This window comes from Roseomonas fluvialis, assembly GCF_022846615.1.
In the GTDB taxonomy this organism is placed as follows: domain Bacteria; phylum Pseudomonadota; class Alphaproteobacteria; order Acetobacterales; family Acetobacteraceae; genus Neoroseomonas; species Neoroseomonas fluvialis.
This window is the reverse complement of the sequence record NZ_AP025637.1, coordinates 4,804,174-4,816,366: the sequence shown is the minus strand read 5'-3', so window position 1 is coordinate 4,816,366 and position 12,193 is coordinate 4,804,174. Positions and strand designations below refer to the sequence as shown.

At 74.3% G+C, this 12,193-nt stretch carries 14 protein-coding genes; 3 read left to right on the top strand and 11 right to left on the bottom strand.

Annotated elements, in window-relative coordinates:
• Window positions 1-187: 187 nt before the first annotated feature.
• The 10 genes from MWM08_RS23055 to MWM08_RS23010 all read right to left on the bottom strand — a co-directional run bounded on the left by MWM08_RS23055 (window position 188) and on the right by MWM08_RS23010 (window position 8,278).
• Window positions 188-577 carry a RidA family protein gene (locus MWM08_RS23055; RefSeq protein ID WP_244408849.1) on the bottom strand — a complete coding sequence of 130 codons (390 nt, stop codon included), beginning with the start codon at window positions 575-577 and terminating at the stop codon, window positions 188-190.
• A gap of 73 nt (window positions 578-650) precedes the next feature.
• Window positions 651-1,283, bottom strand: coding sequence for a hypothetical protein (locus MWM08_RS23050; protein WP_244408848.1), 633 nt, complete (start codon window positions 1,281-1,283; stop codon window positions 651-653).
• 4 nt (window positions 1,284-1,287) lie between these two features.
• Window positions 1,288-2,256: an Hsp33 family molecular chaperone HslO gene (gene hslO / locus MWM08_RS23045; RefSeq protein WP_423815993.1), complete on the bottom strand. Its 969-nt coding sequence runs from the start codon at window positions 2,254-2,256 to the stop codon at window positions 1,288-1,290.
• A gap of 137 nt (window positions 2,257-2,393) precedes the next feature.
• Window positions 2,394-4,097, bottom strand: a complete 1,704-nt coding sequence (locus MWM08_RS23040) for a methyl-accepting chemotaxis protein (RefSeq protein ID WP_244408847.1) — start codon at window positions 4,095-4,097, stop codon at window positions 2,394-2,396.
• A gap of 292 nt (window positions 4,098-4,389) precedes the next feature.
• A complete protein-coding gene (gene argF / locus MWM08_RS23035) occupies window positions 4,390-5,340 on the bottom strand; it encodes an ornithine carbamoyltransferase (RefSeq protein ID WP_255751370.1) in 951 nt (316 codons plus the stop codon).
• Window positions 5,337-6,539, bottom strand: coding sequence for an aspartate aminotransferase family protein (locus MWM08_RS23030; RefSeq protein WP_244408845.1), 1,203 nt, complete (start codon window positions 6,537-6,539; stop codon window positions 5,337-5,339). Before MWM08_RS23030 ends, argF begins: the two co-directional genes overlap by 4 nt.
• A gap of 198 nt (window positions 6,540-6,737) precedes the next feature.
• Complete coding sequence (locus MWM08_RS23025; RefSeq protein WP_244408844.1) at window positions 6,738-7,004, bottom strand: hypothetical protein; 267 nt, start codon at window positions 7,002-7,004, stop codon at window positions 6,738-6,740.
• 72 nt (window positions 7,005-7,076) lie between these two features.
• Window positions 7,077-7,544 carry a GlcG/HbpS family heme-binding protein gene (locus MWM08_RS23020; protein WP_244408843.1) on the bottom strand — a complete coding sequence of 156 codons (468 nt, stop codon included), beginning with the start codon at window positions 7,542-7,544 and terminating at the stop codon, window positions 7,077-7,079.
• Window positions 7,545-7,583: 39 nt separating this feature from the next.
• Window positions 7,584-7,841, bottom strand: a complete 258-nt coding sequence (locus MWM08_RS23015; RefSeq protein WP_244408841.1) for an excalibur calcium-binding domain-containing protein — start codon at window positions 7,839-7,841, stop codon at window positions 7,584-7,586.
• A gap of 119 nt (window positions 7,842-7,960) precedes the next feature.
• The gene (locus MWM08_RS23010; protein WP_244408840.1) at window positions 7,961-8,278 is read right to left on the bottom strand and encodes a hypothetical protein; all 318 of its coding nucleotides are present in this window, start codon (window positions 8,276-8,278) and stop codon (window positions 7,961-7,963) included.
• 93 nt (window positions 8,279-8,371) lie between these two features.
• Here MWM08_RS23010 and MWM08_RS23005 point away from each other — a divergent pair, with 93 nt between their 5' ends.
• Genes MWM08_RS23005 through MWM08_RS22995 form a run of 3 tightly spaced genes read left to right on the top strand, consistent with a single transcriptional unit; the run spans window position 8,372 to window position 10,028 of the window.
• Window positions 8,372-9,007, top strand: a complete 636-nt coding sequence (locus MWM08_RS23005) for a RecX family transcriptional regulator (protein ID WP_244408837.1) — start codon at window positions 8,372-8,374, stop codon at window positions 9,005-9,007.
• An 11-nt stretch (window positions 9,008-9,018) separates the two neighbouring features.
• A complete protein-coding gene (locus tag MWM08_RS23000) occupies window positions 9,019-9,729 on the top strand; it encodes an AzlC family ABC transporter permease (RefSeq protein WP_244408836.1) in 711 nt (236 codons plus the stop codon).
• A complete protein-coding gene (locus tag MWM08_RS22995) occupies window positions 9,726-10,028 on the top strand; it encodes an AzlD family protein (protein ID WP_244408835.1) in 303 nt (100 codons plus the stop codon). The genes MWM08_RS23000 and MWM08_RS22995 overlap by 4 nt, the downstream gene beginning before the upstream one ends.
• 4 nt (window positions 10,029-10,032) lie before the next feature.
• Here MWM08_RS22995 and pbpC read toward each other — a convergent pair whose 3' ends face one another.
• The gene (gene pbpC / locus MWM08_RS22990; protein WP_244408834.1) at window positions 10,033-11,997 is read right to left on the bottom strand and encodes a penicillin-binding protein 1C; all 1,965 of its coding nucleotides are present in this window, start codon (window positions 11,995-11,997) and stop codon (window positions 10,033-10,035) included.
• Window positions 11,998-12,193 lie beyond the last annotated feature (196 nt).

Genomic DNA, 12,193 nt, shown 5'->3' with positions numbered 1-12,193 from the left:
GCGGGTGGCGCTCCGGCATCTCTCGCGCACGGGCAGGCAAACGCCGATACCGGCGGCCGAAGGCTTCGGCTGCTTCGCCGGGCGTTCGCGCGCGCGGGCATCTCGGGGTGGCGGCGCGCGAGACTACGTACCTGGCGCCGGCGCCGAGCCGCGGCCGGTCCCTCGCCACCGCCCACGTCGTCGCGGGTCAGGCGACCGCCTCGGCCTCGACCTCGACCACGAAATCCGGGCTGGCCAGGCCGGCCACCACCAGCAGCGTGCTGGCCGGCGCATGGCCGGCCAGGAAGGCATCCCGGTGGCGACGCCAATGCGTGACCAGCAGCGGGTCAGTCAGGAACACGGTCATCTTCACGATGTTCGCCGGGGCCATGCCATGCGCCGCCAGCACGGCGCCGAGATTGGCCAGGCACTGGTCGATCTGGTCCTCCGGCGCGCCAGCCAGCGTGCCGTCGGGGCGCAGCCCGACCTGGCCCGAAACCACCAGCCGCCGGCCCTCGCCCTCGATCAGCGCGGCCTGGGAATAGCGCGATTGCGGCACCGGCACGCCGGGCGGGTTGGAAAAGGTCACGCGGGCCATGGCGGGTCTCCGGACAGGGGAGGCGAAGCGTAGCCCGGGCCGGCCGGCCGGGCCGCACTTGTCGAACAGACAGTCAGAGGTCGATCGAGGCCGGTTCCGACGGCGCGGCGGGTGGCGGGGCGGCGGGCGTGGCACCGGGCGCCGGGGCCAGCGCCGCGCGCAGGTTGCGGCGCAGCTGGAATTCGAACTCCACGTTCAGGTCGTTGCCGGCGGCGCGCACGATCTCCTCCGCCGCGCGGGCGCGTTCGGCGGGGCTGCCGGCCGGGCGCACCGAGGCACGGCGCACCTCGGCCTCGGCAAAGCCGGCGGGGCTGCCGTCCTCGGCGCGGATCTCGATCCGGCAGCGCATGGTGCAGGTCAGGCGTTCCGTCGCCGCGGTGAACACGCCGCCACCGGCGGAAGGTTCGCGCGTGAGGGTCGCGATCTGCGTGCTGAAGCGCGCCAACCCAGGACCGCCTGCGGCCGAGAGCCTCTCCTGGGCCATGATCCGCACCACATCGGCGGGCACCAGGGGCGCCGGCGGCATGACGCGCGTCGCGGCGGCGTCGGTCGCGGGCTGGATCTCGATTCGCCCGACGGCCAAGCGTAGCGGCGTCAGGTGGCTGTAGGAGGGCGGGCCGGCCGGGGCGGGTGGGGGTTCCTCGGGGCCGGCGCAGGCCGCGGTGGCCAGCAGCGCGCCCAGCGCGGCGCGGCGGGGCAGCGCCACGGGCTCAGCCCTCGGTGCCGCGCAACTCGGCGCGGTCGAAGCGGAAGCCGATATTGCAGAATTCGCAGGTCATCGTGATGGTCCCGTCCTCCGCCATGTGGTCGAGATCCTCCTCCCCGAAGCCTGCCAGCACGCCCGACAGCTTCGCGCGGGAACACCGGCAGCCATAGGACAGGGCGCGGGCGCGGTCGAGGGCGAGGCCCTCCAGCGCGAACAGGCGATGCAGCAGGCGTTCGCCGGGCAGCGCGTCGTCCAGCAGTTCCGCGTCGGTCAGCGTGGCGGCGAGTGCCACCGCGGTGCGCCAGGCGTCGTCCTGCGCGTCGCGGTCCATCTCGCCGATGCCGCCCTCGCCGGCCACCCGTTCAAGGATGAGCGCGGCGGCGCGCCAGCCGGCCTCGGTGCGGGCGCAGGCCAGATGCACATGCGTGGCGATCTGTTCCGAGGTGCGGAAATAGGTGCCCGTCATCTCGGTGAGGGTGGTGCCCTCGATGGCCACGATGCCCTGGTAGCGGTCCATCTCCGGGCCCTGGTCGCAGGTGAAGGCGAGGTAGCCCTGGCCGAGCAGAGCCGCGGCATCCGGTGCCGGCGCCCCGGCCAGCAGGGCGGCGAGGCGTTCGTCATTGGCCCGGGCATAGCCGCGCAGCGCGCCGGCATCGGTGCAGTCGGCCAGCAGCATGGGCACCGGGCCGTCGCCCTTGGCCTGCAGCGAGAACGACCCGCGGAACTTCAGCGCCGCCGCCAGCCCCGCGGTCAGCGCCAGCGCCTGGCCGGCCAGCGCGGTCACTGTCGGGTGGCTGTCGTGCCGGGTCAGCAGCGCATCGGCCAGTGGGCCCAAGCGCACCAGGCGGCCGCGTACCGGGCGGTCGTGCAGGTGGAAGGGCTGCACGCCGCGCGGCACGACCAGGTCCGGCACGGGCGGACGGTCGTGGTTCAGGAAGTCGGGGGTGGCGGAGGGTTCGGTGGGGCTGGACACCCGGCCCAGATAGGGCGTGGGCGGGGCGGCGTCCACGGTGCCTGGCCGGGCGGCGCCGACACCTGGGCACTTTAGGACTTTACCGCTTTAGCACTTTGGCGGGCTGGAGTGGCGCGGCCCGCCGCCGCCCGCCCCCCTCACGCCGCCCGCAGGGAGGCGACGATCCCGTCCAGTTCCTGGCGCAGCGCGGCTTCGCCGGCGGCGACGTCCTCGACCACGCGGCGCAGCTCCGTCACGCGCGCGGCGGTCGCCTCGGCGCTGCCGCGGATCTCGGCGACACTGCCCGAGACCTCCCCGGTGCCGGTCGCCGCCAGGCCAGCCCCGCGCGCGATCTCCTGCGTGGCGGCGCCCTGCTGTTCGACGGCGGCGGCGATGGCGCCGGCGATCTGGTCGACCTCGCGCACCACCTCGCCGATGCCCTGGATGGCGGCGACGGCCTGTCCGGTGCTGGCCTGGATGTCGGCGATCTGGCGGCCGATCTCCTCGGTTGCCTTCGCGGTCTGGGAAGCGAGCGCCTTCACCTCGCTCGCGACCACGGCGAAGCCCTTCCCGGCTTCCCCGGCGCGCGCGGCTTCGATGGTGGCGTTGAGCGCCAGCAGGTTGGTGCGCCCGGCGATGTCGCTGATCAGGCGCACCACCTCGCCGATCTTCTGGGCGGAGGCGGCCAGTTCGCGCACGCCCGCATCCGTTTCGCCGGCCTGTTCGGCGGCCCGGCGCGTGGTGGCGGCGGATTGGCTGACCTGGCGCGTGATCTCGCTGACCGAGGCCGCCATCTGTTCCGCCGCGGCGGCGACCGTCGCGACATTGGCGCTGGTGCGGTCGGCGCCGGCGGCGGCGGTGGCGGCCTGGCGGGCCGAGGTTTCGGTGCCCTGCGCGATCTCCCCGCTCGCCTCGGCCAGGCGCTGCGCGGCGCCGGCCAGGCTGCGGGTGAGCGCACCGATGCGGTCCTGCACGGTGGTGGCGGCGGCCTCGGCCGCGGCGCGGCGGGCCTGCTCGGCCTGCCGGCGCGCCTCGGTCGCGGCGTGCTCGGCGGCGGCGGCGCGGCCGGTGGCGGCGCGCAGCGTGTCGACCGACCGCGCGATCACGCCGAGCGCGTCGGTCCGGTCGCGGCAGGGCACGTCCACATCGGTGCGGCCCTGCGCGATGGTGTCGATCGCGCCGGCGATGGCGCGCAGCGGGCGCATGGCACGCACCACCGTGACCCAGACCACCGCGCCGACCAGCAGCAGCACCGCCAGCCCCGTGAGCAGCGCGTCCTGCCGGCGTTGCGCGATGGCGGCGGCGATGTCGGCGACCGGCACGCCCACGAACAACAGCCCGACCTGCCGGCCGGCGGCGTCGCGGATCGGTTCGTAGATGGTCAGGTGCAACTGGCCGAGGATCTCGTTGCGGCCGCGATAGACCTCGCCGCGGGTGATGGCGGCGTCATGGGCCGTCCCGGCGGCCAGGCGCGTGCCGGTGCCGCGCGTCCCGTCGGGGCGCTGCACGTTCGTCGCGATGCGCTGGTCGCCCTGGAAGATGGTGGCGACGCCGCCGGCCACGCGCTTGACCGCATCGACCACGTCGTTGCGCCCTTCGAGCGGCTGGCCGCCGAGCGTGAGCCGCCCATCCTGGATCGCCCAGCCGGTGCCGAGCGGTCGCAGGACCTGCTTGAGAAGTTCGAGGTTCATGTCGAGGTCGGCCTGGGCATGCGCCATCTGCCGCTGTTCGAAGTCCCGCAGGTGCAGCAGCTGGAGCATGGCGACGCTGCCGCCCACCGCCAGGACAGCGGCGATGACCAGGCGCTGCACCAGCCCGACCCGTGTCCAAAAGCGCCCAAGCGTCTGCGCGATGCGCGACATGCAAGATTCTCCGATGCGTGACCGGGGCGAGTGTGTCGCGCAATTGTGAGGGAGCGATTAAGTGCTTGAAGAAAGGCGATTTTCCATGCCGGGGAATGGAAGGCGCGGCAGGACTCGGCTGGCAGGTCCGGGGCGGCGGACCCGTCTGGCAGCGATGATCGCGCAGGATTGCCGAATTAATTCCTAAAGTCGAGCGGCGCCTTGTCAGGACCGGCGCGTGTCACGGCCTGCTGGATGATGCTGCGGCGCCGGATGTCGCGATGCGGCCGACGGCGCCATCCCGGCCAGCCCGTCAGCCCCCGCCCAGCGCCCACAACAGCACGCCCTTCTGGGCGTGCAGCCGGTTCTCCGCCTCGTCGAACACCACGCTTTGCGGGCCGTCCATCACCTCGTCGGTGATCTCCTCGCCGCGATGGGCGGGCAGGCAGTGCATCACGATGGCATCGGGCGCCGCCTTGGCCAGCAGCGCGGCGTTCAACTGGTAGGGCGCCAGCAGGTTGTGGCGCTGCGGCGCGCGGCCTTCCTTCTCGTCCGACATCGACACCCAGGCGTCGGTCACCACGCAGCGCGCATCGCGCACCGCCGCGACCGGGTCGTTGGTCAGCTCGATGCGTGCGCCCTGTGCGCGCGCCCAGTCGACCAGCGCGGTGGGCGGGGCCAGGTCCGGCGGGGTCGCGATGCGCAGGATGAAGCCGAAGCGCGCAGCGGCCTGGATGAAGGATTGCGCGACGTTGTTGCCATCCCCGGTCCAGGCCACGACCTGGCCGGCGATCGGGCCGCGATGTTCCTCGAAGGTCATCACGTCGGCCATGATCTGGCAGGGGTGCGAGATATCGGTGAGGCCGTTGATCACCGGCACCGTCGCGTGTTCGGCCAGTTCGCGGATCTTCCGCACGTCGTCGGTGCGCAGCATGATCGCGTCGACATAGCGCGAGAGCACGCGCGCGGTGTCCTTGGGCGTTTCGCCGCGGCCCATCTGCGTGTCGTGGGCCGAGAGCACCACCACCTCGCCGCCCAACTGCCGCACGCCGACTTCGAAGCTGACGCGCGTGCGGGTCGACGGCTTTTCGAACAGCAGCGCGACCGTCTTGCCGGCGAGCGGCTTGCCTGCGACGTCGCCGCGCTTGGCCCGCGAACCGAGGTCGAGCATGCGGCGCAGCGCGGGCCCGTCGAAATCCATGATCTCGAGGAAGTGGCGGGGGGACTCGTTCCCCCCGCCGGCCGGCTTCAACACCGCGCTCACTTCGCGGCGACCTGCGCCTTCGACGGCGTGAGGCGGCGGCAGGCGCGGTCGAGCAGCGCCACCGCCTCGTCCGCCTCGGCCTCGGTGATGATGAGCGGCGGCGCCAGGCGCAGCACGTTCATGCCCGCGGCCACCGTCAGCAGGCCTTCCGCCACGGCGGCGGCCTGCATGTCGCCGTTGCTGATCTCGGGCTTCAGCTTGATGCCGAGCAGCAGGCCGGCGCCGCGTACGCCCTCGATGACGTCGGGGTGGCGTTCCGCGAGGCCGAGCAGCCCGCGCCAGAGGTGCCGCGCGACGCGGTCCACCTGGTCGAGGAAGCCCGGCGCCATCACCACGTCCATCACCGCGAGGCCGGCGGCGCAGGCGAGCGGCCCGCCGCCATAGGTGGTGCCGTGCGTGCCGGGCTTGAGGTGCTTGGCGACCTTCTCCTTGGCGAGGATCGCGCCGAGCGGGAAGCCGCCGCCGATGCCCTTGGCGGCCGACATCACGTCGGGCTCGATATCCGCCCATTGGTGCGCCCAGAGCTTGCCGGAACGGCCCATGCCGGACTGCACTTCATCCAGCGCCAGCAGCAGGCCGTATTCGTCGCAGACCTGGCGCAGTTCGCGCAGGAAGCGGATGGGGGCGGGGCGGACGCCGCCCTCGCCCTGGATGGGTTCGATCATGATGCCGCCGGTCTGCGGCGTGATGGCCGCGCGCAGCGCGTTCATGTTGTCGAACGGGACGTGGGTGAAGCCCTCGACCACCGGACCGAAGCCGGCGAGGTACTTCTCGTTGCCGGTGGCGGCGAGCATCGCGAGCGTGCGGCCGTGGAAGGCGCCTTCGAAGCAGATCATACCGAAGCGCTCGGGGTGGCCGTTCTCGGCGTGATACTTGCGGACGGCCTTGGTCATGCCCTCGTTCGCCTCGGCGCCCGAGTTGCAGAAGAAGACGCTGTCAGCAAACGACGCGGCGACGTGGCGCGCGGCGAGTTCCTCGGCCTGCTTCACGCGATACAGGTTCGACACGTGCATGACCTTCGCGGCCTGCTCGGCGATCGCTTTGGTCAAATGCGGGTGGCCGTGGCCGAGGCTGGAGGTCGCGATGCCCGCGCCGAAGTCGAGGAATCGGCGCCCGTCATCCGTCCACAGTCGCGCGCCCTCGCCCCGCTCGAAAGCGAGATCGGCACGGTTGTAGGTCGGCATCAGGGCGGGGATCACGGGAACCATTCTCCGCAAAATCCCCCGCGGGCAGCGCGACCATCGCGATGCCGGCCAGGGGAAAGGAGGCAGGATGCCGCAATATGCGCCGATACAAAAGGTCGGTGGCAGGCGGGGCCACGGCCGCCGGGGGGAAGCGGCGGTCGCGGCCCCGCGCACGCCGGGCACGCCGCGGGGGTATGGCGTGCCCGGAGGGCGTTACAGGTTGGGGGCCGAGGGGTTGCGGCGGACCGGCGTGCCGGCGGGGTCGACCGCACGCTCCAGCGCCGTGCCGCGGGGATTGACCGCGGTGCCGTCACGCTGGGAGGGGTAGGCGCCGGACATGTTGGTGCCCATCGCGCGATCGGTGGCGCGGCCGGCCGCCGAACCCGGCGGGTCGCCAGCCTGGCGGTCGGTCACGTCGCAGGCGGCCAGGCCGCCGATCAAAAGGATCGCGGCGCCGGCGCGCAGCAGGGGGAAGGTCATCGGGGCTCTCCGTGGTCGGCTATGCCCGTGCAACGCAGCCGCCCCGGATTGGTTGCACGCGGGCGTGCGCGTTCAGGCGGGGTCGCCGGTGTCCGCGACCAGGCCGGCGGCCTCGATGCCGGCGATGCAGCATTCCTCGTCCTTGGGCGAGGCGTCGCCGCTGATGCCCACGGCGCCGAGCAGCACGTTGTTCGCATCGCGCACCAGCACGCCGCCGGGGACGGGCACGGCGCGCCCGCCGGTCAGGTCGGACAGGGCGTTGGTGAAGCCGGGCACCGCCTGCGCGCGGCGCGCCAGTTCGCGCGTGCCGAAGCCCATGGCGAGCGCGCCGAAGGCCTTCCCGGTGGCGATCTCGGGCCGCAGGATCGACGCACCATCCTCGCGCCTGGCGGATTTCAGCTGGCCACCGGCATCGAGCACCACGACACAGAGCGGCAGCAGGCCGAGCGCGCGGCCCTTGGCGAGCGCCGCTGCGGCGATGGTCTCGGACTGCGCGAGGGTGAGGCCGTTAATGGCGGCGGGGTGGGCGGGCTGGGGCATGGGTGCGTTCTCGTCTGCAGGACGCGCGCGATTAGGCGCTCAGCGGCGACGTGTCGAGCCGCCGCGGGACTGGCCGCAGAGCGTCTCGCAGGGCACCCCGTCGCGGTCGCGATCGAGCCGCAGCAGGCCGCAGGACTGGAAATGGAACATCGCCTCGGCGCAGCTCGACATCTGGGTGCAGTAGGTCTTCTCGCCGCAGCGCCAGGGCGTGCCCGTGGCGGGCTGGCGCGGCGCGCCCTGCGCGAGCGCCGGGCTGGCGACGAGCAGGCCCGCCAGGATGATCGCGCGATGGGGCACCGGTGTCCTCCCGGCCGGAGCGCACGATCCTGCGCCGGTGGAGCGGCGGCGGGCAAGCGGGACGTGGGGGCGCTCGGCTGGCTGCCGCGAGCATGGTCCGATCGGGACCTGCCCGGGGTTCAGCGCGGCGGCTGCGGGGGCACCGGTGCGCCGGGCGCGCGGGCGCCGGCCGTGGAGGTGCCGAGCATGCCCTGCGGCGTGGTGCCGGTGGCGTCGGGGTCGTGCGCATGGCCGGCGGCGGATCCATCGGTGCCGCGATTGACCGCGTGTGGGCTGTCGGTGCGCGGGGGGTGGTTGGCCGGGCCAGCATCGCGGCCGACCGTCGCGGCGCGGCCGGGCTGCGGGCCGCCGGCCTCGGGCGGGGTCGGCGCCTGCGCCGAGGCGAGCAGCGGCAGCGCGAGCAGGAGAGCGGTGAGAAGCATGGCGGCGTGGTTCATGGCGTCCTCCTGCGGGTCCTGCGGTGGCAACGCCCGGCGCGCGGGGTGGTTGCCGTCCTCGCCAGCGCATCGGGGGCGTGGCAGAAGGCGCCCATGCAGGAGGACAAGGACGCTCGGCGCGGCGCTGGCCGGGTGCCGCGCCCCGCGGGACGGGCCCCCACCGCGCCCCGCCTGCGCGAGGCCGCGCTGGCGCACCTGGCACGCTTCGCCGCGACCGAGGCGGGCCTGCGTCGCGTGCTGGAACGCCGCGTGGACCGCTGGGCGCGCGCGGCCGAGGCCGAGGGGCAGCCGCGCGAGGCCATAGCCCCCGCCGCCGCCGCCGCGCGCGCCGCCGCCGCCGAGGTTGCCGCCGCCATGGTGCAGGCCGGCGCGGTGGACGACGCGGCCTTCGCCGCCAGCCGTGCCCGGCGGCTGGCGCGCACCGGGCGGTCGCGGCGCGCCATCGCCGCGCATCTCGCGGGCAAGGGCGTTGATGCACAGACCGCGGCTGACGCGCTGCCTGAGGGCGAGGAGGCGGAACTCGACGCCGCGCTGGCGTATTGCCGGCGCCGGCGCATTGGTCCCTTCGCCCGCGCCACCGAGGATGCCGAGGCCCGGCGCAAGGCACTGGCGGCGCTGGCGCGGGGTGGCTTCGGCCATGGCGTGGCGCGGCGCGCGCTGGATATGGACCCTGCCGCCGCCGAGGACCGGCTGCTGGCCGCGCGGCGCGACGCCGCAGGCGTGCTGTAGGCCACCGGCGCATGAACGCCGCGCGCGTCGTCTTCACCCGCCATGGCGTGCTGCGCGGCGCGCGCCACGCGGTGCCTCTGGTGATCGGCACCTTTCCCTTCGGGCTGGTGGTCGGCGTGATCTCGGATGCGAAGGGGCTGTCGCTGCTCGAGACCTGGTTGATGTCGGGGCTGGTGTTTGCCGGGTCCTCGCAGTTGCTGGCGCTGGAATTGTGGACCGATCCGGCGCCGATCCTGGCGGCCACGCTGGCGGCCTTCGTGGTCAATATCCGGCTCGCGCCGATGGGGGCGGCGCTGGCGCCGTGGCTCGATTGGCTGCGCGGGGTGCGGCTGTGGGGCACGCTGGCGACGCTGGTGGACCATTCCTACGCGCTGTCGGCCGCCGACCAGCGACGCGGCGGGCGGGATGCGGGGTTCCTGCTGGGGGTGAGCCTGGCGCTGTGGTTCTTCTGGATGATCGCGGTGGCGCTCGGGCATGTGTTCGGCGCGGCGGTGCGGCTGCCGCCGGGGCATCCGGTGTTCTTCGCCGCCACCGCGACCTTCTGCGCCATCCTGGTGCCGGTCTGGCAGGGGGTGCGGCGCGACCTGTGGCCCTGGGGGGTGGCGGCGGCCGTGTCGCTGCTTGCGTGGGCGGCGGGGCTGGCGGCGCCCTGGCCGCTGATGGCGGGCGCGCTCAGTGGGGCGGCGCTGGGGGCGTGGCTCGAACTGCGGCGCACACCATGACGCTGCGGATGGACGTGTTGCTGGCGATCCTGGGCATGGCGCTGGCGACCTATCTGTGCCGCGCGGGGGGCTATGCGCTGTTCCGCGCCTTCCGCCCGCCGCGGGGGGTTGAGGTGGCGCTGCAGCACCTGCCGGGACCGATCTTCGTCGCCTATGTCGCGCCGGCGCTGGCGGCGCAGGGGGCGAAGGGCTTCGCCGCCGCAGCCGTGGTGGTGGCGGTGCAGGCGGCCACGCGCAACCTCGCGGCGGCGATCGGCGCCGGCGTCGTGGCGATCTGGCTGTTCGGGATGGTGGCGTAGGCGGCTAGGGCGCCGCCGCCGGCACCAGCGTGATGGTGATGCCGGCCGAGGGCGCCTGTTCCGCCCCGCGCACGCGCAGCGCGACCGCGGCGGCGACGCCGTCGGCATCGAGCACCGTGACGCGGTAGGCGCCGGGGCCGGGGGGACTCCAGGCGACCTCGCGCCGTGCCGGTTCACTGCGCAGCGGCGCGCCATCGACCAGGAACGTCAGCGGCCGGCGGCCACCGGCGGCGCGCAGCACGACCGGGCCGGCATCCTCGGCCAGCGCGGCGCCGGGCGGCGGGAACAGCAGCCGCAGGCGGTCCACCGGCGCGGCCTGGCGCGGTGCATCGGCCACGACGCGCAGACCCTCGCGCGGGGCTTCGGGCAGCAGGGCGAAGACGCGCGCGAGCACCGGCAGGGCACCCTGGCGGCCGGTCGCACCCGGCATCGCAGTGCCATCCGGTCGGCCAATCCACACACCCGCGACGTGGCGCGCATCGAAGCCCATCGCCCAGGCGTCGCGCCCGCCCCAGGAGGTGCCGGTCTTCCACGCCACGCCGGTGGGCCCGCCGCCGGGGAAGTTCTGCACCAGGATGGCGCCGACCGCGTCCGCCGCGCGGCGTTCCACCACCTGTTGCGGGTCCGCGGGCGGGCCAGGCGTCAGTCGCAGCGGCCGCGCGCGCCCGTGATCGGCGATGGTGGCATAGAGCGCGACCATCTCGCGCAGCGTGGTGCCGGCGCCGCCGAGGGCCAGCGGCAGCGAGGCATCCGCCCCCGGCGGCAGGCGCGGCGCCGCGCCGGCTGCCTTCAGCGCGGAGGCGAAGCGCAGCGCGCCCACCTGGTCGAGCAACGCCACCGCCGGCAGGTTCAGCGACATGCGCAGCGCCTGCGCCGCCGTCACGCGCCCGGCGAAATCGCGCGAGAAATTCTCCGGCGCGTATTCGCCGAAATGTCGCGGCAGGTCGGCCACGATGCTGCCGGGCGTGGCGATGCCCCGTTCGAACGCCATGGCGTACAGGAAGGGCTTCAGTGCCGAACCCGGCGAGCGCACCGCGCGCGTGAGGTCGAGCGCACCGGCCCGCGATTCCGCGCCCCATTCGCCGCCGATCAGCGCGCGGACCTCGCGCGTTGCGACATCCGCCACCACGATGGCGAGCGCGGCGCGGTCGGGCAGGGTGGGCAGGATCTCGGCCGCGAGGCGTTCGGTCGCGCGCTGCAAGGGCGCATCGAGCGTGAGCGTGACATGGCCCGTCGCACCGCGCGCCATCTCGCGCGCCAGGTGCGGCGCGAGGCGCGGCATGTCGCGGCGACGGCCGGGCATGTCGGCGGCGATCGACAGCGCGCGATCAGCCTCGGACATGCCAGCCGCTGGGCCGCCGCGGCGCGCCAGCACCGCATCGCGCGCCGCGCGCGCGGCATCGGGGTGGCGATCCGGGCGCAACGAGGCCGGGCGGCGCGCCAGGGCCACCAGCAGCGCCGATTCCGCGGCGTCGAGCCGCGCCGCGGGGCGGCCGAACCAGGCGAGGGATCCCGCGCGCATGCCCTCGATATTCCCGCCCTGCGGCGCGAGCGTCAGCCAGATGCCGAGGATCTCGTCCTTGCCGAATCGTGCTTCCAACTGCAGCGCGCGAAAGATCTCGATGACCTTGGACCTCAGCGTGCGCGGCCGCGGCTCCAGCAGCCGCGCCGCCTGCATGGTCAGCGTCGATCCGCCCGACACCACGCGCCCGGCGCGCACCCACTGCACCACCGCACGCCCGAGCGCCACGGGATCGACACCCGGATGGCTGCGAAACCGCCGATCCTCCGCCGCCACCAGCAACTCGGTCAGCACCGGCGGCACATCCGCCACCGCCGTGCGCAACCGCCACACCCCGCCCGGCGCCGGCAACACCGACAGCGTGCGGCCGTCACGGTCGAACACCTCGACCCCCGCGGCGTGAAGACGCGACAGGTCCGGCGGGAAGATCCTGTCGAGCGCCAGCACGGCAAGGACCGCGGTGGCGGCGATGAGGAGGGCGGCGCCAGTGCGGCGGACGGCGGCGGGAAGGGCTTTGCCCTCCCCGAACCCCACCCACCAAGGGCTTAAGGCCCTTGGAACCCTCGACTTGATCGGGGGAATGGGGGAGGGGCAGGGCGTGCCTGTCGCATCAGGTGGCACCGACGATGCCCCTCCCCCATTC